Source organism: Nocardia asteroides, assembly GCA_019930625.1.
Taxonomy (GTDB): domain Bacteria; phylum Actinomycetota; class Actinomycetes; order Mycobacteriales; family Mycobacteriaceae; genus Nocardia; species Nocardia sputi.
This window is the reverse complement of record CP082844.1, coordinates 1,427,965-1,447,882: the sequence shown is the minus strand read 5'-3', so window position 1 is coordinate 1,447,882 and position 19,918 is coordinate 1,427,965. Positions and strand designations below refer to the sequence as shown.

Below are 19,918 nucleotides of genomic sequence, written 5' to 3'. Positions count from 1 at the left end.
AGGCAACTCGACACCATTTATCGACGCGCGCGGCCGCGATCTGCGGAATGCTGGGCGGCATGATCGAGCTGAGGGGCCTGACCAAGCACTACGGGCAGACCGTGGCGGTGCAGGATCTGTCCTTCACCGTTCGACCGGGACAAGTGACGGGGTTCCTGGGACCGAACGGCGCGGGCAAGTCGACCACCATGCGGATGATTCTCGGATTGGACAAGCCCACCGCGGGCACTGCCCTGATCCAGGGCAAGCCGTACCACCAACTGGACCATCCTCTGCGCACCGTCGGCGCGCTGCTCGACGCCAAGTGGGTGCATCCGAACCGGTCGGCGCGCGCCCATCTGGAATGGATGGCCGCGTCCAACGGCATCGCCAAGTCCCGTGTGGAGGAAGTGCTGCGGCTGGTCGGCCTTTCGGAGGTGGCGGGCAAGTCCGCGGGCGGATTCTCGCTGGGCATGTCGCAGCGGCTCGGCCTGGCCGGCGCGCTGCTCGGCGACCCGCAGGTGCTGCTGTTCGACGAGCCGGTCAACGGCCTGGACCCGGAGGGCATCCTGTGGATCCGCCGGTTCATGCAGCGGCTGGCCGCCGAGGGCCGCACGGTGCTGGTCTCCAGCCACCTGCTGTCGGAGATGGCGCAGACCGCCGAGCACCTGGTGGTGATCGGTCGCGGCAAGCTCATCTCCGACTCGACCACCCAGGAGTTCATCGAGCGCGCCTCCGAGCAGTCGGTCCGGGTGCGCAGCCCGCAGCTCGACCAGCTGCGCAGTGTGCTCACTTCCAACGGCATGACCGTCCGCGAGGACGGGGCGGGCCCCGACGGGCCGGCGCTCGTGGTGGCGAACGTGACCAGTGACGCGGTCGGCAAGCTGGCCGGTGCGAACGAGATCACGCTGTTCGAGCTGGCTCCGCAGCGCGCTTCGCTGGAGGAGGCGTTCATGCGGATGACCGGCGGCGCCGTGGAGTACCACGGCGAAGGCTTCGATCAAGTTATGGGAGGTGCGCTCTGATGGGTGTGCTGGCAGCGGAACGAATCAAGCTCACCTCCACCAGGTCGCCCTGGTGGTGCTCGGCGATCGTCGTCGCCCTCGCGCTCGGCATGGCCGCGTTGCTCGCCTCGGTGGCGCGCGCGTCCTACGGCAAGGAAGGCGCGATCGACCTGACCGTCTCCACGGCGGTGGCCGGGATCAGCGGCTTCGGCGTGATGGTCCTGATGATCATGGCGACTCTCACCGTGACCAGCGAATATCGCTTCGGAATCATCCGGACGACGTTCCAGGCCACCCCGCACCGGGCCAAGGTCATCCTGACCAAGGCCGGGCTGGTGGGCGTGTACGGCGCGGTGCTCACCCTCGTGCTGGTATTCCTCGCCTACCTGGTGGCCAAGGCCCTCGGCGGTCCGGACGCGGGGGCGACCCTGACCCTGTCCAGCCCGGACGATTGGCGGGAGGTCTACGGCATCCCGATCTACGCGTTCCTGTGCGTCCTGCTCGCGGTCGGCGTCGGCGTGCTGGTGCGGCAGTCCGCCGCCGCGATCTCGCTGATCGTGCTGTGGCCGCTGCTCATCGAGGGACTGCTCGGGGCGTTCGGCAGCTTCGGCCGCAACGTCACCCCGTTCCTGCCGTTCGCGAACGCCAACCACTTCTTCAGCGCGGCCCCGTCCACGGCCAACTGGCATTGGGGACCGTGGGGCAGCCTGCTGTACTTCACCGCTTTCGTCGCGATCGTCTTCGGCGCGGCCCTGGTCGTGGTGAACCAGCGCGACGCGTGACCAGCGCCGGGGAGCCGCCCAGCTACCCGAGTCGCCCTCCCTCGCCACTCGGGTGGTAGGAGCGCCGACCTTGTCGGGAGGTCCGGCGCTTCGCCCACCGCCCGTCACTGCCCGGCGGACGGTGCGGCGATCGGCCCGGTGCGAATATGCCTTCGCGCCGGGCCGATCGTGCGTGTGAACATCGAGGAAACTATGCCGCGCGCCGCTTCCGAGACCCGTTCTCGCCCGAGTAGCCTCGATTCGGCAACCAGCTCGTTATCCATCGCCGAGCCCGACGGTGTGCTCGCCGAGGTTCGTAGCGGAGGTGGCAGATGGCGATGATCGGTAACCCGTCCACGCCTGGCGGGCTGAGATACCCTCGGGGCGTGAGTGAAACACCTTCCGGCGGCGCCGAGTCGAGGCCGAGGCCGGAGGCCGATGGAGGCGTACCGCCCGAGGTGGTCATTCCGTTGGAGCCGTCCGAGGCGGTCGATCCTCCCCGCCGTACCGGCGGATTGCGCCGCGGCCAGCTGTCCGCGCTGGTGAGCGCGGCGAATCAGCGGGCCGACCTGATCGGCGTGCTGCGTAGGGCGCGCAGGCAGTTGCCGGGGGACCCCGCTTTCGGTGATCCGCTCTCGGTTTCCGGGCCCGGTGGCGCGCGAGCGGTCGCGCGCGCGGCGGACAAACTGGTCGGCGACACTCCCAGCGCGGCGCGCGAGATCGGTTTCGGGGCCTTGCAGGTCTGGCAGGCCGCCTTGGAGCGAGTTGGACGCGGCAGAGGTAACCAAGAGGTAACTGTCATGTTCACCGACCTGGTGGCCTTCTCGCGATGGTCGCTGTCGGCGGGTGACGAGGCCACCCTGGAACTGCTGCGCAAGGTGGCCAAGGCCATCGAGCCCCCGATCGCCGAGCGCGGCGGACACGTGGTCAAGCGAATGGGCGATGGGGTGATGGCCGTGTTCCCCTCGGCGGACCGGGCGGTGCGCGCCGCCGTGACCGCCAAGCGCAACCTCGCCGATGTGCAGGTGCGCGGCTACACCCCGCAGATGCGGATCGGTTTGCACACCGGTTCGCCGCGCGAGATCGGCGGCGACTGGCTGGGCGTGGACGTCACGATCGCCGCCAGGGTCATGGAGGCGGGCGGCAACGGGCACACCATGCTGTCGGAGGTCACGCTGCGGGAATTGCGGCCGGAGACGCTGACGGAGTTGGGTCTGACGGTCAAGCCCTACCGCCGCAGTCTCTTCGCCGCGCCGTTGAACGGCGTCCCCGACGGCCTACGGATCTTCCGGCTGTCGAAGAGCTAGGCGTCTGCCGAGCCTTCGTCCCTACCCGAGCCACCAGACCAGCGCGCCGCCCGCCGCGAGGACGGCGCAGACGGCGAGCGCGATCGACAGCGGCCGGGCCGTCTTCCAGGTGGTGTAGGCGCCGCCGAGCAGGAAGCCGGACAGGGCGAACAGAACGATCACGGTGACGTCGCTGGACACCGTGCCCATCTTGCTCCAGCCCGGTCGGCCACCTCGGTGCGGGTGGCGTATCCGGTGCCCGGGTGTCACAGGGCAATTAACAAGCACGCATGCTTGCTTTTTTCTTACCCGGATGTGATGCTGGTCGCGGAACGCGGACTTCACGGATGCGGCATGCGGCTCATCCTGACGGTTCGCCGTACAGGAGGCATTCCCGCTGATGAGTATGCTCGCCGCCGACCCGGACGTGCTCCGGATCGGCAACTGTTCCGGCTTCTACGGTGATCGGTTCGGTGCCATGCGCGAGATGCTGGACGGGGGACAGCTCGACGTGCTCACCGGCGACTATCTCGCCGAACTCACCATGCTGATCCTCGGCAGGGACCGGATGAAGGACCCGGACCTGGGCTACGCCAAGACCTTCGTCAAGCAGATCGAAGACTGCCTGGGCCTGGCGCTGGAGCGCGGCGTGCGCATCGTGGCGAACGCGGGCGGTCTCAACCCGGCCGGTCTGGCGGAGAAGCTCCGCAAGGTCGCCGCCGACCTCGGACTGGACGCGAAGATCGCGCACGTCGAGGGCGACGATCTGGTCGCGCGCGCCGCCGAACTCGGTTTCGGCGCGCCGCTGACCGCCAACGCCTATCTCGGTGCGTGGGGCATCGTCGAATGCCTGAACGCGGGCGCGGACATCGTGGTCACCGGCCGGGTCACCGACGCGTCGGTGATCGTCGGCCCGGCCGCCGCGCACTTCGGCTGGGGCCGAACGGATTACGACCGGCTGTCGGGCGCGGTGGTGGCCGGGCACGTCATCGAGTGCGGCACCCAGGCCACCGGCGGCAACTACGCCTTCTTCACCGAACTCGCCGACCTGGGCAGGCCCGGCTTCCCGATCGCGGAGATCCGCGCCGACGGCAGCAGCGTCATCACCAAGCACGCGGGTACGGGCGGCGCGGTCACCGTCGACACTGTCGAGGCCCAGCTGATGTACGAGATCCAGGGACCTCGCTACGCCGGACCCGACGTGACCTCCCGCCTGGACACCATCCGGCTCGAGCAGGACGGGCCGGACCGGGTGCGGATCAGCGGCGTCACCGGTGAGGCCCCGCCGCCCCGGCTCAAGGTGTCGCTGAACACCCTCGGCGGTTTCCGCAACGAGATGGAGTTCGTCCTCACCGGTCTGGACATCGAGGCGAAAGCGGAGCTGGCGCGGCGGCAGCTGGAGTCCTGGCTGCCGGTCCGGCCCGCCGAGCTGACCTGGACCCTGGCCCGCCTGGACCGGCCGGACGCGCAGACCGAGGAGCAGGCCAGCGCGCTGCTGCGCTGCGTGGTGCGCGACCCGGACCCGAACAAGGTGGGGCGCGCGTTCTCCAACGTCGCGGTGGAGCTGGCGTTGGCCAGCTACCCGGGATGCAGTTTCACGACGCTGCCTGGCCACGGATCTCCCTACGGCGTGTTCACGCCCGGGTTCGTCGACGCCGCCGAGGTGCCGCACACGGCGGTGCTGCCCGATGGCGCCCGCGTCGAGGTCGCGCCCTCCACGGAGACAGCCGAACTCACCGAAGTCGCCGAGCCGCCCGCTCCGGAGCCACTGCCCCCCGGGGAAACCCGCCGCGTGCCGCTGGGGACGATCGCCTTGGCCCGTAGTGGTGACAAAGGCGGCGACGCGAACGTCGGCGTGTGGGTGCGCACCGACGAGCAATGGCGCTGGCTGGTGCATACGCTCACCGTGGAGCGCGTCAAGGAATTGCTTCCGGAAGCGGCCGCGCTGACGGTCACGCGGCACGTCCTGCCCAACCTGCGGGCGCTGAACTTCATCATCGAAGGCCTACTCGGTCAGGGTGTGGCCTATCAGGCCCGCTTCGATCCGCAGGCCAAGGGACTCGGCGAATGGCTGCGGTCTCGTCACCTCGACATTCCAGTGGAGCTGCTGTCATGACGAAACTCTGGGAGACGCCGGAACGGCGCGAATTGCGTTCCACGGTGCGCGGATTCGTAGAACGCGAGATCCTGCCGTACCTGGACGGCTGGGAACGCGCCGGGGAGATCCCGCGCGAGCTGCACAAGAGGGCAGGCGCGCTGGGCCTGCTCGGCGTGCAGTTCCCGGAATCCGTCGGCGGGTCCGGTGGCGACGGCGTGGACGCGATGATCGTCTGCGAGGAGATGCACCAGGCCGGTGCGTCCGGCGGAGTGTTCGCCTCGCTGTTCACCTGCGGCATCTCCGTGCCGCACATCATCGCCTCGGGCGACGCCGGGCAGATCGAGCGCTGGGTGAAGCCGACGCTGGCGGGCGAGAAGATCGGCTCGCTGGCGATCACCGAACCCGGCGGCGGCTCCGATGTCGGGCACCTCACCACCACCGCGCGCCGCGACGGCGACCACTACGTCGTCAACGGCGCCAAGACCTACATCACCTCCGGCGTCCGCGCCGATTTCGTCGTCACCGCGGTGCGCACGGGCGGCTCGGGTTCCGGCGGCATCTCGTTGCTCATCATCGACAAGGACACGCCGGGCTTCACGGTCAGCCGCAAGCTGGACAAGATGGGCTGGCTGGCCTCCGACACCGCCGAGCTGTCCTACGTCGACGTCCGGGTGCCGGTGGAAAACCTGGTCGGGCCGGAGAACTCCGGGTTCTTCCAGATCGCGGGCGCGTTCGTCAGCGAGCGCGTCGGCCTCGCGGTGCAGGCGTATTCCAGCGCCCAGCGCTGCCTGGACCTGACCTTGGAGTGGGTGCGCAACCGGGAGACCTTCGGCCGTCCGCTGATCAGCAGGCAGGCGGTGCAGAACACGGTCACCGAGATGGCGCGGCGCATCGATGTCGCCCGCGTCTACACCCGCGAGGTGGTGCGGCGCAGCGCCGAAGGCGAGACCGACCTCATCGCCGAAGTGTGCTTCGCCAAGAACACCGCGGTGGAAGCGGGCGAGTGGGTGGCCAACCAGGCCGTCCAGCTGTTCGGCGGTCTCGGTTACATGCGCGAATCCGAGATCGAGCGCCAGTACCGGGATATGCGCATCCTCGGCATCGGCGGCGGCACGACCGAAATCCTCACCGGCCTGGCGGCGAAGCGAATGGGGTACCAGTCATGACCATCCTGCGCAGCGCCCTCGACACCACCGCGCCGGAGTACGAAGCCGCGGCCGACGCCATGACGGCCAAGCTCGCCGAGGTCGAGGCCGAGTTCGCCAAGGCCATCGCGGGCGGCGGTCCGGACAAGCTGGCCCGGCACCGCAAGCGCGGCAAGCTGACCGCGCGCGAGCGCATCGAATTGCTCGTCGACGAGGACTCGCCGTTCCTGGAGCTGTGCCCGCTGGCGGGCTGGGGCAGCGAGTTCCACGTCGGCGGCAGCACCGTCGCCGGTATCGGCATCGTGGAGGGCGTCGAGTGCATGATCGTCGCGCCCGACCCGACCGTGCGCGGCGGCACCTCGAACCCGTGGACGTTGCGCAAGACGTTGCGCATCAACGACATCGTGCGGGAGAACCGGTTGCCGGTGATCTCGCTGGTGGAATCCGGCGGCGCGGACCTGCCCACGCAGAAGGAGGTCTTCGTCCCCGGCGGCCGGATGTTCCGCGATCTCACCCAGGCGTCGGCGGCGGGCATCCCGACCATCGCGCTGGTGTTCGGCAACTCCACCGCGGGCGGCGCCTACATCCCCGGCATGTCCGATCACGTGGTGATGATCAAGGAGCGCTCGAAGGTATTCCTCGGCGGTCCGCCGCTGGTCAAGATGGCCACCGGCGAGGAGTCCGACGACGAATCCCTCGGCGGCGCGGACATGCACGCGCGGGTCTCCGGCCTCGCGGACTACTACGCGTTGGACGAGCAGGACGCGATCCGCATCGGCCGTTCTATCGTCAAACGGCTGAACTGGCGCAAGCAGGGCCCGGCCCCGCGCGCCGAGGTGATCGAGCCGCTCTACGACCCGGAGGATCTGCTCGGCATCGTGCCGTCGGATCTGCGGATCCCGTTCGACCCGCGCGAGGTGATCGCCCGCATCGTCGACGGCTCGGACTTCGACGAGTTCAAGCCGCTCTACGGCAGCAGCCTGGTCACCGGATGGGCCGAACTGCACGGATATCCCGTCGGCATCCTGGCCAACGCGCGCGGTGTGCTGTTCTCCGAGGAGTCGCAGAAGGCCACCCAGTTCATCCAGCTGGCCAACAAGACGAACACGCCACTGCTGTTCCTGCACAACACCACCGGCTACATGGTGGGCAAGGAGTACGAGCAGAAGGGCATCATCAAGCACGGCGCGATGATGATCAACGCCGTCTCCAACTCGAAGGTGCCGCACATCTCGGTGCTGATGGGCGCGTCCTACGGGGCGGGCCACTACGGCATGTGCGGCCGGGCCTACGATCCGCGGTTCGTCTTCGCTTGGCCCAGCGCGAAATCCGCCGTCATGGGCGGCGCGCAGCTGGCGGGCGTCATCTCGATCGTCGGCCGGGCCGCCGCTGAGGCCAAGGGCCTGCCGTTCGACGAGGAGGCCGACGCGGGGATGCGCGCCATGGTGGAGGCGCAGATCGAGGCGGAGTCGCTGGCGATGTTCATGTCCGGGCGGCTCTACGACGACGGCGTCATCGATCCGCGCGATACCCGCACCGTGTTGGGAATGTCCTTGTCGGCCATTCACAACGCCCCGATCAAAGGCGCCGACGGCTTCGGCGTCTTCCGAATGTGAGGCCGAATATGACCGCATCACAGAGCGATTCGATCAGCGGCGACCGGGTGACGGGCGGGCTCACGAACGTACTCGTCGCGAATCGCGGCGAAATCGCCCGGCGGGTCTTCGCCACCTGCCGCCGGATGGGCCTGGGCACCGTCGCGGTGTACTCCGACGCGGATGCCGCCGCGCCGCACGTCAGCGACGCGGACGCCGCCGTGCGGCTGCCCGGCAGCACGCCCGCGGAAACGTATCTGCGCGGTGAGCTGATCATCGAGGCGGCGCTGGCCGCGGGCGCCGACGCCATCCATCCCGGTTACGGATTCCTCTCCGAGAACGCCGAATTCGCCGAGGCCGTGCTCGCCGCCGGGCTGGTCTGGATCGGACCGCCCGTCGAGGCGATCGAGCAGATGGGCTCGAAGGTCGCGTCGAAGAAGATGATGGACGCCGCCGGAGTGCCGGTGCTCGCCGAACTGGATCCGGCGCAGGTCACCGAGGCGCACCTGCCGGTGCTGATCAAGGCGTCGGCGGGCGGCGGCGGTCGCGGCATGCGCGTGGTCCGCGAGCTGGCCGACCTGGCTCCGCAGATCGAGGCGGCCCGGCGCGAGGCGGAATCCGCGTTCGGCGACCCGACGGTCTTCTGCGAGCGCTACCTCGAGACCGGTAGGCACATCGAGGTCCAGGTGATGGCCGATACGCACGGCGTCATCTGGGCGGTGGGCGAGCGCGAATGCTCTATCCAGCGCCGCCACCAGAAGGTGATCGAGGAGGCGCCTTCGCCGCTGGTGGAACGCACCCATGGCATGCGGGCGCGGCTGTTCGAGGCGGCGCGCCTGGCGGCGGGCGCGATCGGCTACACCGGCGCGGGCACCGTGGAGTTCCTCGCCGACGAACAGGGCGAGTTCTTCTTCCTGGAGATGAACACCCGCCTGCAAGTGGAGCATCCGGTCACCGAGTGCACCACGGGGCTGGATCTGGTCCGGCTGCAACTGGACGTCGCCGCGGGCGGCGCGCTGCCCGCCGAACCGCCCGCGATGCGCGGACATTCGATCGAGGTCCGGCTCTACGCCGAGGACCCGGCACACGACTGGCAGCCGCAGAGCGGAACCGTGCACCGGCTCGACATCCCCTCGGTGCGCACCGAATTCGACCTGCTCGACCGGCCGGGCGTGCGCCTGGACACGGGTGTGGTGGACGGCTCGGTGGTCGGCGTGCACTACGACCCGATGCTGGCCAAGGTCATCTCCTACGCCGAAACGCGCGGCGAGGCGGCGCGCCTGCTGGCCGCGGCGCTGCACCGGGCGAAGATCCACGGCTTGGTCACCAATCGGGACCTGCTGGTGCGCGTGCTGCGTCATCCGGCGTTCCTGGCCGGTGACACCGACACCGCGTTCTTCGCCACGCACGGGCTGGAGACTCTCGCCGCCCCGCTGGTGTCGGAGTCCGACGAGGCCCTGTCCATCGTGGCCGCCGCGCTGGCCGACGCCGCCGCCAATCGCGGCAGCGCGCGGGTGGGCGGCGGTCTGCCCAGTGGGTGGCGGAACCTGCCGGCGCAGTCGCAGCGCAAGTCGTACGGAAGCCGCGTCTCCGGGACGCACGAGGTGGGATACCGGTTCGGACGGACCGGCGTCACCGTGGACGGTCACGACGGTCTCGAGCTGGTCGAGTCGGCTCCCGATCGCGTCGTGCTGTCGGTCCGGGGCGAACGCGGCCCGGTGCGCAGGCATTTCGAGGTCGCCCGCTACGGCGACCAGGTGTACGTCGATTCACCGCTCGGCCCGGTCGCCGTGCGCAGGTTGCCGCGCTTCAGCGACCCGGCCGACCAGGTGGCCACCGGCTCGCTGCTGGCGCCCATGCCGGGCAGCGTGATCCGGCTCGGCGCCGAGGTGGGCAGCCACGTCGAACAGGGCCAGCCGATCCTGTGGCTGGAGGCGATGAAGATGGAGCACACCATCGCCGCGCCCGCCGCGGGCGTGCTCAGCGCCGTCAACGTCACCGTCGGCCAGCAGGTCGAGGTCGGCGCCGTGCTCGCGGTCGTCGAACCCGCCGACAACGAGGAAACACAGGAGGAGCGATGAGCCACAATCGCGCAGCGCTCATCGATCCGACGGGGTGCGTGAGCCCCCGCAAGATACAGGAGGAGCGATGAGCCACAATCGCGCAGCGCTCATCGATCCGACGGGGTGCGTGAGCCCCCGCAAGACACAGGAGAACTGATGGGCTTCATCGAAACCGACGAGCAGAAGGCGCTGCGGGCCGCCGTCGCCGCGCTGGCCGCCAAATACAACTACCGCGACTACGTGCTGCCGAAGGCGCGCAAGAACGAGCCGCTGGACGAACTGTGGCAGGAGGCGGGCAAACTCGGCTTCCTCGGGGTGAACCTGCCCGAGGAGTACGGTGGCGGCGGCGCGGGCATGTACGAACTGTCGCTGGTGATGGAGGAGCTGTCCGCTCAGGGTGCGGGCCTGCTGCTCATGGTGGTCTCCCCGGCCATCTGTGGCACCATCATCACCAAATACGGCACCGACGAGCAGAAGCGGGAATGGCTGCCCAAGCTCGCCGACGGCTCCGGCAAGATGGTCTTCGGTATCACCGAGCCGGACGCGGGCTCCAACTCCCACCAGATCACCACCACCGCGCGCCGCGACGGCGACGACTGGATCCTCAACGGCCGCAAGATCTTCATCTCCGGCGTGGACCAGGCCGAGGCCGTGCTGATCGTCTCCCGTACTTCCGACCACAAGACCGGCAAACTGAAGCCCGCCCTGTTCATCGTGCCGACCGACGCCGAAGGCTTCACCAAGACGGCGCAGGAGATGGACATCATCGAGCCCGATCACCAGTACACCCTGTTCCTCGATGACGTCCGCCTGCCCTCCACCGCACTGGTCGGCAAGGAGGACGCGGCGCTGATGCAGCTGTTCGCGGGGTTGAACCCCGAGCGCATCATGGGCGCGGCGATGGCGATCGGTCTGGCCCGCTACGCCATCGATCGCGCCGTGGAATACGCCAAGGAGCGCACGGTGTGGAAGACGCCGATCGGTGCCCACCAGGGCATCTCGCATCCGCTGGCGCAGGTGAAGATCGAACTCGAACTGGCGAAGCTGATGATGCAGAAGGCCGCCGCCCTCTACGACACCGGCGACGAGATGGGCGCCGCCGAAGCGGCCAACATGGCGAAATACGCGGCGGCGGAAGCCAGTATCAAAGCACTCGACCAGGCCATCCAGACGCACGGCGGCTCGGGCCTGACCAGGGACGTCGGCCTGGCCGCGATGCTCGCCGCCGCGCGCATCGGACGCATCGCGCCGGTGAGCCGCGAAATGATCCTCAACTTCGTCGCCCAGTACTCGCTGGGTCTGCCGAAGTCGTACTGAGAGGAACCGCATGACCGAGACGGGTCCGTTCGTCCGCTACGAGGTGGGCGACGGTGTCGCGACCCTCACCTTCGACTCGCCGCACAACCGCAACGCGCTGTCGTCCAAGCTGGTCGCCGAGCTGCTGCGCGGGCTCGACGACGCGGCCGCCGACGAGAAGGTTCGGGTCATCGTGCTCACGCACACCGGCAACACCTTCTGCGCGGGCGCGGATCTCAGCGAAGCGGGCTCCGCCGATCCCGCCGTGGCCGCCGACGAGCGCACCCGCGTCATGATCGGCGTGCTGCGCAGGCTGGTGGAGATACCGAAGCCCGTGATCGCGCGGATCGACGGAAACGTGCGGGCGGGCGGCATGGGCATCGTGGCGGGCTGTGACGTCGTCGTGGCCGGGCCGGCCAGCAGTTTCGCGCTCACCGAGGTCCGCATCGGGTTGGCGCCGTTCATGATCTCGCTGACCCTGTTGCCTCGCCTCAGCCCGCGCGCGGCCAGCCGGTACTACCTGACCGGCGAGAAGTTCGACGCCGCCGTGGCGCGGGAGATCGGCTTGGTCACCGTCACCGCCGACGATCCGGCGGCCGAGGTGGCGCGGTTGTGCACGCAGGTGCGCAAGGGCTCGCCGCAGGGACTGGCCGAGGCCAAGCGGTTGGTCAACGCCGGCATCCTCGCCGAGTTCGACGCCTCCGCCGAGGAACTGGCGCGTCGTTCGGCGAGCTTCTTCGGCACCCCGGAAGTTCGCGAGGGGATGCTGGCCTTTTTGCAGCGGCGCCCGCCCAGCTGGGCAGAATAGCGACCATGGCGACACCGCACGAACCCAAGCAGGACCGCAGCCGAGCCACCCGGCAGCGCCTGCTCGAGGCGACCATCGACTGCCTGGCCGAGATGGGCTGGGCGGCCGCGACGGTCGCCGTCGTCGCCGAACGGGCGGGGGTGTCGCGTGGCGCGGCGCAGCATCACTTCCCCACCAGGGAGGATCTGATCACCGCCGCGCTGGAGTACATGTTCGACACGCGCAGCGGGCAGGCCGTACAGGAGGCCGCGACGCTGGTGGAGCTGGGCGACGGCCTGGCCCGCACGGAAGCCGTGGTGGCCGGTCTCGTCGAGTCCTACACCAGTCCGCTGTTCAAAGCCGCGCTCCAGGTGTGGACGCACGCGGCAGCCGACCCGGCGTTGCGCGAACGCATCGTCCCGCTGGAGGCCCGCTTCGGCCGCGCGTCCCACCGCCGCGCGGTCGAAGCGCTCGGCGTGGACGACTCCGACCCCGTCACCCACCACCTGGTCCAAGCGACCCTCGACATGGCGCGCGGCCTCGGCCTGGCCGACGTCCTCACCGACGACTCGGCTCGCCGCAAGCAGATCGTCCAGCAGTGGTCGGCCACCCTGCACGACGCCTTGCACGCATCGCGCTGAAACCGCTGCCCGTGGGCCGAAAGACGTGCGGCCCGACCTTCGGTGCCCGAGAGGCCGGGCCTGCCACGGACACGGCACAAGTGCCATCACCCGTTTCAGCAGGGTGCGACGCCGTGGCGAGCCTGTTCGGCCGAATCAGGCAATCAGCACAGTCCTTGTTGCTCGAGCCGCCCGGAGTCGATGGCGTAGGAAGACGCTCCGATGGCGGCGCCGATCAGGCCGACGATGATAGCGCCGGGGATCGCGCCGACGAAGAAGACGGGCAGGCCGACGAGCGCCCCGATCGCGGCCCCGATCGCCGCGCCGATGCCCGTGCGCAGTTCGATCGTGTCGCCGGGCGGCAGGCACGCCTTGATGTAAGTGACCTGCGGGGGTTCACCGGTCGCGGCGGCGATCGGCTCGGCCCGGTCGGCGGGGGCGGCCGACGCGGTGGCGGCGAATCCGACGGTGAGCGCGGTTGCGACCAATGCGCTGACCACCGTCACGGCCAGCTTCACGAAAGCGTTCAATTGTTTCCCTGGATGTTCGCGGTGGACGCGTGACCTGATGGTGGCGGTGGCCCCGGCTCCGACCAGGAGCCGTCACACATCCCGACCATCATCGCTGGCGTTTTGCGGGATGCCAAGAGTGGCGCCCGAATCCGTTGTGGAACGGTTCGCTCCGCCGCCGTGACGGTCAGAGTCTCGGTCATGCGGACCACATTCGGCGGCCACGCTGCCACGGAGCTGGGTCTCAGCTGTGAGGTTCCTGCAAGCCGAACTCGTCGGTCGCACCGGAAAAGTGGCCCACGTAGCGTACGGTCGGTAGCAGCGGGACCATTCAGGTCTCCGAACAAAGGACCACGATTGTCCGACAAATCTCCGCGCAGCTCGATGTCCAAGAAGTCCGAGAAAACCCTCAAGGAAAAGCGAGCGGACAAGAAGGCCAAGGCCGCCGGCGAGCCCACCATCGATTCCAAGAAGCGCTGATCTCGCCGCTGAGCGAGAATCCCTCGCTCAGCGGGTTTCCCGCCGGGGGCGGCGCGTCCTGCTCGAGCATCGCGAACCTCCCGTAGTGCCCGCACAGCTCGGTCGAGTCGGCGGGTGCGGGCTTGGTACCGGTGGTTGCAGGTAGCATCCGAATTCGTGATGCTCAGCGGCCGGACGGTAGGGGACCAGCCGAGCAGACGCGTGGACGCGCGCACCGAGCGCTGGCGCGAGCATCGCAAGAAGGTGCGCGAGGAATTCGTCGACGCGGCGTTCCGCGCGCTGGACAAGTTCGGTCCCGCCGTCAGCATGGGCGACATCGCCAAGGAGGCGGGCGCGGCCAAGCCGAAGCTGTATCGGCATTTCGAGGACAAGACCGACCTCTACAACGCGATCGCCGACCGGGTGCGCGACATGCTCTGGGAACAGATCATGACCAGCTTCGACCTGACCGGCGACTCGGCCGGTGACCTCGTGCGCCGCGCGGCGACCGAATACGCGCTGGTGGTGTCGCGGCAGCCGAACGTCTTCCGGTTCATGCTGCACAGTCATTTCACGCAGCGGTCCGATGATGGCGACCGCGCCCTGCAATCGGCCAGGCAGTCCGCCGCACGCGCCGCCGAGCTGTTCGCCGACGCCGTGGACGACGAGTCGGTGCGAATCGTGAGCGTGGAGCTGGTGATCTATTCGATCTTCGGCGCGGTGGCATCGGCCACCGATTGGTGGCTGGGGGTGAACCGTTCGCAGCCGCCCGCCATGTCGGTCGAAGAGTTCGCCGACTATCTGAGCGAGATCATATTCGCGCTGGTAACGGCGAGCGCTCGGCTACACGGCATCGTGATCGCGGCCGAACTTCCGCTGCATTCGGCTTTTTCATCTATGTGACCGGAGCGCCCCCGGGACGGCGCCGAGGTCGGGTGCCGCATCCACGCCGAACAACGTTGTTCTGATCGCCTCGCCGTTGAGGCCACCTGTGTCCGCGACCTCCTCAGTATCGCAGCAGCCACCGACAAGAAACGACGCGCGCCGAGCGGTCAGCTCTGCAACCGCCACAGCGGGGAGACCGGACCGTGGCCCGCCCCCAGGTCGTAGGACGCGGCAAGGCAGCGATAGGTCCACTCCTTGGCGAATTCCACCGCTTCGGGCACCGGATAGCCGTGTGCCAGCGCGCAGGCGATCGCGGCGGCCAGCGTGTCGCCGCCGCCGTGGTCGTTGCCGGTCGCGATGCGCGGCGCGGTGAACTCGAGGAACTGCTCTCCGTCGAACAGCAGATCGGTGCTGTACTCCGACGAGCGCAGATGCCCGCCCTTGACGATCGCCCACCGCGGCCCCAGCTTGTGCAGCGCCTCGGCCGCGCGTCGCGCCGAATCGTCGTCGTCGACGTCGATGCCCGTGAGCAGGCGGACTTCGTCCAGGTTCGGCGTCACCACGGTCGCGAGCGGAATCAGCGTGTTTCGCACCGCGTCCAGCGCCTCGGCGTGCAACAGGGGGTCGCCGTGCATCGAGGCCGCGACCGGATCGACGACCAGCGGAATGTCGCCCTCGCGACCGATGCCGACCTCCCGGCACACCGCGGCGACCGCCTCGATGATCGCGGTGGAGGCCAGCATGCCGGTCTTCGCGGCACCGACGCCGATGTCCCCGGCGACCGAGCGCACCTGATCGGCCACGACCTGCGGCGGAATCTCGTGAAAGCCGCTGACACCCACCGAGTTCTGCACGGTCACCGCCGCCACCGCCACCAAGGCGTGCACGCCGCACAACGCCATCGTGCGGGTATCGGCTTGGATTCCGGCGCCTCCGCCGGAATCGGTACCGGCGATGGTGAGCGCCCGGACGGGGGTCTGCCCCTCGGCGGGCAATGGCAGCAATTTCACGACACAAACCCTACGGCGGTGCGGCCGCGTCGACACCGGCGCCCGGGACCGGTTCGCCGACAGCAAATGAAAATCGTTATCATTAACCCCATGGACTCCGATCTGCTTCCCGTCACCGTGCTGTCCGGCTTTCTCGGTGCGGGCAAGACGACGCTGCTCAACCACATCCTCGCCAACCGAGAGGGCCGCCGGGTGGCGGTCATCGTCAACGACATGAGTGAGGTCAACATCGACGCCGCGCTGGTCGCGGGCCAGGGTCACCTCGACCGCACGGAGGAGAAACTGGTCGAGCTGACCAACGGCTGCATCTGCTGCACCCTGCGCGAGGACCTGATCGAGGCCGTCGCCCGGCTCGCTCGCGAGGGGCGGTTCGATCAGCTGGTGATCGAGTCCACCGGCATCTCCGAGCCGATGCCGGTGGCCGCCACGTTCGACTGGGAATTCGAGGACGGGTTCCGGCTGGGAGACATCGCCCGGCTGGACACCATGGTGACCGTGGTGGACGCCTCGACCTTCCTCGCGGAGGTGGCGCGCGGGCAGGCGCTAGCCGAGCGGAACCTGCAAGCGGGCGAGGGCGACGCGCGCACCATCGCCGATCTGCTGGTGGATCAGGTCGAGTTCGCCGACGTGCTGCTGGTCAACAAGACCGACTTGGTCGGCGCCGCCGCCGCGGGCGCGGTGGAGGCCGCGGTGCGCCGCCTGAATCCGCACGCCCACGTGCTGCGCACCAGCAACGGCGTGGTCGACCTGGCCGAGGTGCTGGACACCGGCCGCTACAACCCGCTGGTCGCCGCGGAGGCCGAGGGTTGGGCAGAGGAACTCGCCGGCGGGCACACGCCCGAGACCGAGGAGTACGGCATTCGCAGTCTCACCTACACCGCCGACCGCCCGTTCCATCCACTGCGCCTGTCCGAAGCGCTGGAGCAGCTGCGCGGCCTGCTGCGCAGCAAGGGGTTCTGTTGGATCGCGAGCCGTTCGACGCTGGCCGCGGTGTGGTCGCAGGCGGGGCCGAACCTGGTTTTCGAACCCGCCGCCTGGTGGTCGTCGCTGGAGGTGCCGCCGGGACAGGAGATCGTCTTCATCGGGATAAAGCTGGATTCCGAGGAGGTGCGCGCGTTGCTGGATGCCGCCCTGCTCACCGACGAGGAGTTCACCGAGGGGCCGAGCGCGTGGGCCGACTACCCCGACCCCTTCCCGGTCTGGGAGGACCTGCACGAACACGCCTGACAACGGCGGCGGCCCACGCTCGCCGATGCCGGGACGTGGGCCGTCGCTGCGCCACCGCATGGCGGGCCGTTCTCAGCTCGAGATGCCGGGCGCCTGGCGGAGGTAGGTGGTGTCGGTCAGTTGCTCGATCATGAAGTCGGCGATGTCGGCGCGGGTGATCTTCAAGGCGAGACCACGCTCGTCCGCCGGGAATCCGCGCCGGTAGCTGCCGGTGCGCGGTCCGTCGGTGAACGCGCTCGGCCGCACGATCGTCCAGTCCAGATCGCTGGCCTGGACGTACTGCTCCTGCCGGACGTGATCGGCGTAGGCGGGACGCAGCAGCAGCCCGAACATCACGTACTTCCACAGGAAGTTCAGGTTGCCCCGGCTGTCGCCGACGCCGAGGGTCGTCTGGCAGATCAGTCGCTTGACACCGGTGCGATTCATCGCGTCGATGACCGCTTTGGTGCCGCCCGCCCGGACCACGCCCTTGCGGCCGTTGCCGAGCGAGATCAGCACCGCGTCCTGTCCCTCCACCGCGCGCTGCACCGAATGCGTGTCCAGCACGTCGCCTTCCACTACGCGCAGCCGCTCGTGGCGCTGCGTTACGCCCGCCGCGCTGCGGGTGAACGCCGTGACCTCATGCCCCTCCTGCAGGGCCCGCTCGACGACGAGACGACCGACGGTACCGGTGGCGCCGAAGACTGCGATTCTCATGGTTTCTCTCCTGGTTCGAAAGCTTCTGTGCTGTTGGTCAATCCAGTACATCAGCGCGTAGCGAGACGAACCATGGCCGTGAGTCTCGATGACATAAGAGACTGTCTCGAACCAGCGTGCGAAGTGGCCGCCACTGCGACCGGCGTGGCGGCCACGTCACCGATCAGCGCAGCTCGGTGAAGAACTTCGTGATCTCCTCCGCCATCAACGCGGGCGCCACATGGTGCAGGTAGTGGGTGTACACGTCGTGCGTGCGCCACGACACGATGTTGTGGTCGCGCTCGGCGAAGCGCCGGATGCCGTGGAAATCGCCCGCGGAGCCGCACAGCGCGAGCGGAACCGTGGTCGGGGCGGTGGGGTGCTCGGCCTTGTCCTTCTCGAAGTAGTGCCGGATCGCCGAACCGGCGGTGCCCGTCAGCCAGTGGATCGCGATGTTGGTCAGCACGAAGTCGTCGTCGAGATCCGGACCGAGCAGCTGGCCGTTCCAGCCGACCAACCCGGCGGGCGAATCCGTGATCGCGTGCGCCAGCGTCTGCGGCTGCTGCGATTGCAGCACGTTGAAGCCCATCTTGTTCTTGACGAACCAGTCCAGGGTGGCCAGCGACTGCTGCTCGCCTTCGTCGAGATCGGCCAGCTCCGCCGGATCGCCGGAGGGGAACGAGTACACCTGCGTGACGTGCACGCCGACCACGTTGTCCGGCGCCACCCGCCCGAGTTCCGGCGAGATCTGCGAGCCGCCGTCGTTGCCCACCGCGCCGTAGCGGGTGTATCCGAGCCGTCGCATCAGCTCGGCCCAGGCGCGGGCGATCCGGGTGTCGTTCCAGCCCGTCTCGGTGGTGGGACCGGAGAATCCGTATCCCGGCACGGAGGGGATCACCAGATCGAACCCGGCCGCGGTGAGCGGCTCGATGACGCCGACGAACTCGACGAAGGTGCCGGGCCAGCCGTGCGTGAGAATCAGCGGAAACGCGTTGTCCTGCGCGGACTTCACGTGCAGGAAGTGGATGTTCTGGCCGTCGATCTCGGTGGTGAACTGCGGATACGCGTTCAGCGACTGCTCGACCGCCCGCCAATCGAACCCGTCACGCCAGTAGCCGACCAGGTGGCGCACCCGCTCGACGCTCACCCCGTAGGTGTCGCCCGAGCCCGGGATCTGCTCGGCCCAGCGGGTGCGGGCCAGCCGGTCGCGCAGGTCGTCCAGGTCGGCCTGGTCGACGTCGATGCGGAAGGGGGTGATCGCGGTCATCTGCTGCTCCTGATCGAAACGGAATGCTCGGTTCTGTTTCAACTGTATCAGAACGGAGCATTCCGTTTCAACTGCTATCCTGAATTCATGCCGAAGACAACTGATATCCCAGCTCAGAAGGGTCTACCTGGCCGCAAGGCGCAGGCGGCCCGCAACGACGGTCTGATCTTGGAGGCTGCCCGCGCGGTGTTCCTCGCCGACGCCACCGCCCCGATCTCCGCCGTCGCGGAACGCGCGGGCGTCGGGATCAGCGCCCTGTATCGCCGCTACCCGAGCAAAGAAGCGCTGCTGCGCAAGCTCTGCCACGACGGCCTGCGCCGGTACAACGTGGAAGCCGAAGCGGCGCTCGGGGAGGCGGACGGCTGGCGTGGCCTCGTCGGCTTTCTGGAGCGGGTGGTGGACGCCGACGTGCACTCGCTCACCGTGCATCTCGCGGGCACCTTCACCCCCGACGAGTCGATGCTGCCGGACATCCGGCGCTCCGGTGCGGCGACCGAAGAGATAGTGAGCCGCGCCCACGCCACCGGCAAGCTGCGTCCCGACGTGACGCCGCAGGATCTCGGGTTGATCCTGGAGTCCTGCGCGGCGGTCGCGGTACCCGCCCCGGAGCGCACCGTCCAGCTGCGCAGGCGCGTCCTCGCGATGCTCGTGGCCGGGCTGAGCGCGGACGGTGACCTGCCCGGCCCCCCACCGGGGCCGGGCGAGTTCGCCTGGCGGTGGGCACGGCGATAGCGCGCCGATGAATTTCGCCGTGCGCACTGGTCTGCACTGGTAGGAATACCGCAGTCGCCGGAAAGGATGTGCCGTGAACTGGACACTCGAGGTCGTGATCGTCCCCGTGTCGGATATCGACCGGGCCAAGCAGTTCTACGCCGAGCAACTAGGCTTCACCGTCGACCACGACACCAAGGTCGCCGACGGCGTACGCATCGTGCAGCTCACCCCGCCCGGCTCGGGATGCTCGATCGTGATCGGTGAGGGCGCGGTGCCGGACCTGCCGCCCGGCTCCCAGCAGGGCCTGCAACTGGTGGTCAACGATCTGCGCAAGGCCCATGAGGAACTGACCTCCCGGGGCGTCGAGGTAACTGAAATCCAAGCCGTCGGCGAAAACCCGACACCCATGCCCGACCCACTGGACAACGTCGGATTCTTCTTCTTCAACGACCCGGACGGAAACGGCTGGGCCGTTCAGCAGATCTCGACTCGCCCCTGAGCTTTGCTGCGGATTACGGGCGCATCCGTTTGGAGCGCC

19 protein-coding genes are annotated in these 19,918 nt (G+C 68.8%); 14 read left to right on the top strand and 5 right to left on the bottom strand.

Annotated features, from left to right (window positions below; translation table 11 throughout):
* Positions 1-59 precede the first annotated feature (59 nt).
* The 3 genes from K8O92_06805 (at position 60) to K8O92_06795 (ending at position 3,051) form a co-directional block, all read left to right on the top strand.
* Positions 60-1,004: an ATP-binding cassette domain-containing protein gene (locus K8O92_06805; protein UAK33644.1), complete on the top strand. Its 945-nt coding sequence runs from the start codon at positions 60-62 to the stop codon at positions 1,002-1,004.
* The gene (locus K8O92_06800; GenBank protein UAK33643.1) at positions 1,004-1,765 is read left to right on the top strand and encodes an ABC transporter permease; all 762 of its coding nucleotides are present in this window, start codon (positions 1,004-1,006) and stop codon (positions 1,763-1,765) included. The genes K8O92_06805 and K8O92_06800 overlap by 1 nt, the downstream gene beginning before the upstream one ends.
* Before the next feature lie 365 nt (positions 1,766-2,130).
* Positions 2,131-3,051 (top strand): adenylate/guanylate cyclase domain-containing protein, encoded by a 921-nt coding sequence (locus tag K8O92_06795; protein ID UAK33642.1) that lies wholly within the window; start codon positions 2,131-2,133, stop codon positions 3,049-3,051.
* 21 nt (positions 3,052-3,072) lie between these two features.
* Here K8O92_06795 and K8O92_06790 read toward each other — a convergent pair whose 3' ends face one another.
* Positions 3,073-3,231, bottom strand: a complete 159-nt coding sequence (locus K8O92_06790; GenBank protein UAK36115.1) for a hypothetical protein — start codon at positions 3,229-3,231, stop codon at positions 3,073-3,075.
* Between the two features lie 199 nt (positions 3,232-3,430).
* Between K8O92_06790 and K8O92_06785 the strand changes: the two genes are divergently transcribed.
* The 7 genes from K8O92_06785 to K8O92_06755 all read left to right on the top strand — a co-directional run bounded on the left by K8O92_06785 (position 3,431) and on the right by K8O92_06755 (position 12,655).
* Positions 3,431-5,146, top strand: coding sequence for a DUF1446 domain-containing protein (locus K8O92_06785; GenBank protein ID UAK33641.1), 1,716 nt, complete (start codon positions 3,431-3,433; stop codon positions 5,144-5,146).
* Entirely contained in the window at positions 5,143-6,294 is a 1,152-nt protein-coding gene (locus tag K8O92_06780; GenBank protein ID UAK33640.1) for an acyl-CoA dehydrogenase family protein, read from the top strand. Before K8O92_06785 ends, K8O92_06780 begins: the two co-directional genes overlap by 4 nt.
* Complete coding sequence (locus K8O92_06775) at positions 6,291-7,889, top strand: acyl-CoA carboxylase subunit beta (GenBank protein ID UAK33639.1); 1,599 nt, start codon at positions 6,291-6,293, stop codon at positions 7,887-7,889. The genes K8O92_06780 and K8O92_06775 overlap by 4 nt, the downstream gene beginning before the upstream one ends.
* Before the next feature lie 8 nt (positions 7,890-7,897).
* Positions 7,898-9,949 carry a biotin/lipoyl-binding protein gene (locus tag K8O92_06770; GenBank protein UAK33638.1) on the top strand — a complete coding sequence of 684 codons (2,052 nt, stop codon included), beginning with the start codon at positions 7,898-7,900 and terminating at the stop codon, positions 9,947-9,949.
* A 138-nt stretch (positions 9,950-10,087) separates the two neighbouring features.
* Complete coding sequence (locus tag K8O92_06765) at positions 10,088-11,248, top strand: acyl-CoA/acyl-ACP dehydrogenase (GenBank protein UAK33637.1); 1,161 nt, start codon at positions 10,088-10,090, stop codon at positions 11,246-11,248.
* 10 nt (positions 11,249-11,258) lie between these two features.
* Positions 11,259-12,035, top strand: coding sequence for an enoyl-CoA hydratase family protein (locus K8O92_06760; GenBank protein UAK33636.1), 777 nt, complete (start codon positions 11,259-11,261; stop codon positions 12,033-12,035).
* A gap of 5 nt (positions 12,036-12,040) precedes the next feature.
* Positions 12,041-12,655 (top strand): TetR/AcrR family transcriptional regulator, encoded by a 615-nt coding sequence (locus K8O92_06755; GenBank protein ID UAK33635.1) that lies wholly within the window; start codon positions 12,041-12,043, stop codon positions 12,653-12,655.
* Positions 12,656-12,798: 143 nt separating this feature from the next.
* Here K8O92_06755 and K8O92_06750 read toward each other — a convergent pair whose 3' ends face one another.
* Positions 12,799-13,164, bottom strand: a complete 366-nt coding sequence (locus K8O92_06750) for a hypothetical protein (GenBank protein UAK33634.1) — start codon at positions 13,162-13,164, stop codon at positions 12,799-12,801.
* Positions 13,165-13,782: 618 nt separating this feature from the next.
* Here K8O92_06750 and K8O92_06745 point away from each other — a divergent pair.
* Positions 13,783-14,505 carry a TetR/AcrR family transcriptional regulator gene (locus K8O92_06745; protein UAK35491.1) on the top strand — a complete coding sequence of 241 codons (723 nt, stop codon included), beginning with the start codon at positions 13,783-13,785 and terminating at the stop codon, positions 14,503-14,505.
* A gap of 149 nt (positions 14,506-14,654) precedes the next feature.
* Here the strand turns inward: K8O92_06745 and thiD are convergent, their stop codons facing one another.
* On the bottom strand, positions 14,655-15,497 hold the full coding sequence (gene thiD / locus K8O92_06740; GenBank protein UAK33633.1) for a bifunctional hydroxymethylpyrimidine kinase/phosphomethylpyrimidine kinase: 843 nt from the start codon (positions 15,495-15,497) through the stop codon (positions 14,655-14,657).
* Positions 15,498-15,587: 90 nt separating this feature from the next.
* Here thiD and K8O92_06735 point away from each other — a divergent pair, with 90 nt between their 5' ends.
* Positions 15,588-16,724: a GTP-binding protein gene (locus tag K8O92_06735; GenBank protein ID UAK33632.1), complete on the top strand. Its 1,137-nt coding sequence runs from the start codon at positions 15,588-15,590 to the stop codon at positions 16,722-16,724.
* Between the two features lie 72 nt (positions 16,725-16,796).
* Here the strand turns inward: K8O92_06735 and K8O92_06730 are convergent, their stop codons facing one another.
* Positions 16,797-17,420 (bottom strand): SDR family oxidoreductase, encoded by a 624-nt coding sequence (locus tag K8O92_06730; protein UAK33631.1) that lies wholly within the window; start codon positions 17,418-17,420, stop codon positions 16,797-16,799.
* 163 nt (positions 17,421-17,583) lie between these two features.
* A complete protein-coding gene (locus K8O92_06725; GenBank protein UAK33630.1) occupies positions 17,584-18,666 on the bottom strand; it encodes an epoxide hydrolase 1 in 1,083 nt (360 codons plus the stop codon).
* Positions 18,667-18,753: 87 nt separating this feature from the next.
* On the opposite strand from K8O92_06725, the gene K8O92_06720 reads away from it, so the two are divergent.
* Together K8O92_06720 and K8O92_06715 are read left to right on the top strand one after the other, a co-directional pair.
* Positions 18,754-19,398, top strand: coding sequence for a TetR/AcrR family transcriptional regulator; helix-turn-helix transcriptional regulator (locus tag K8O92_06720; protein UAK33629.1), 645 nt, complete (start codon positions 18,754-18,756; stop codon positions 19,396-19,398).
* A gap of 73 nt (positions 19,399-19,471) precedes the next feature.
* Complete coding sequence (locus K8O92_06715; protein UAK33628.1) at positions 19,472-19,879, top strand: VOC family protein; 408 nt, start codon at positions 19,472-19,474, stop codon at positions 19,877-19,879.
* Positions 19,880-19,918 lie beyond the last annotated feature (39 nt).

Excerpts from the sequence above, each read along its gene's own strand:
- K8O92_06775 (UAK33639.1), top strand. The coding sequence starts at position 6,291 with ATGACCATCCTGCGCAGCGCCCTCGACACCACCGCGCCGGAGTACGAA.
- K8O92_06770 (UAK33638.1), top strand. The coding sequence starts at position 7,898 with ATGACCGCATCACAGAGCGATTCGATCAGCGGCGACCGGGTGACGGGC.
- K8O92_06785 (UAK33641.1), top strand. The coding sequence starts at position 3,431 with ATGAGTATGCTCGCCGCCGACCCGGACGTGCTCCGGATCGGCAACTGT.
- K8O92_06720 (UAK33629.1), top strand. The coding sequence starts at position 18,754 with ATGCCGAAGACAACTGATATCCCAGCTCAGAAGGGTCTACCTGGCCGC.
- K8O92_06755 (UAK33635.1), top strand. The coding sequence starts at position 12,041 with ATGGCGACACCGCACGAACCCAAGCAGGACCGCAGCCGAGCCACCCGG.
- K8O92_06800 (UAK33643.1), top strand. The coding sequence starts at position 1,004 with ATGGGTGTGCTGGCAGCGGAACGAATCAAGCTCACCTCCACCAGGTCG.
- K8O92_06805 (UAK33644.1), top strand. The coding sequence starts at position 60 with ATGATCGAGCTGAGGGGCCTGACCAAGCACTACGGGCAGACCGTGGCG.
- K8O92_06725 (UAK33630.1), bottom strand. The coding sequence starts at position 18,666 with ATGACCGCGATCACCCCCTTCCGCATCGACGTCGACCAGGCCGACCTG.
- K8O92_06730 (UAK33631.1), bottom strand. The coding sequence starts at position 17,420 with ATGAGAATCGCAGTCTTCGGCGCCACCGGTACCGTCGGTCGTCTCGTC.
- K8O92_06760 (UAK33636.1), top strand. The coding sequence starts at position 11,259 with ATGACCGAGACGGGTCCGTTCGTCCGCTACGAGGTGGGCGACGGTGTC.
- K8O92_06735 (UAK33632.1), top strand. The coding sequence starts at position 15,588 with ATGGACTCCGATCTGCTTCCCGTCACCGTGCTGTCCGGCTTTCTCGGT.
- K8O92_06765 (UAK33637.1), top strand. The coding sequence starts at position 10,088 with ATGGGCTTCATCGAAACCGACGAGCAGAAGGCGCTGCGGGCCGCCGTC.
- K8O92_06745 (UAK35491.1), top strand. The coding sequence starts at position 13,783 with ATGCTCAGCGGCCGGACGGTAGGGGACCAGCCGAGCAGACGCGTGGAC.
- K8O92_06780 (UAK33640.1), top strand. The coding sequence starts at position 5,143 with ATGACGAAACTCTGGGAGACGCCGGAACGGCGCGAATTGCGTTCCACG.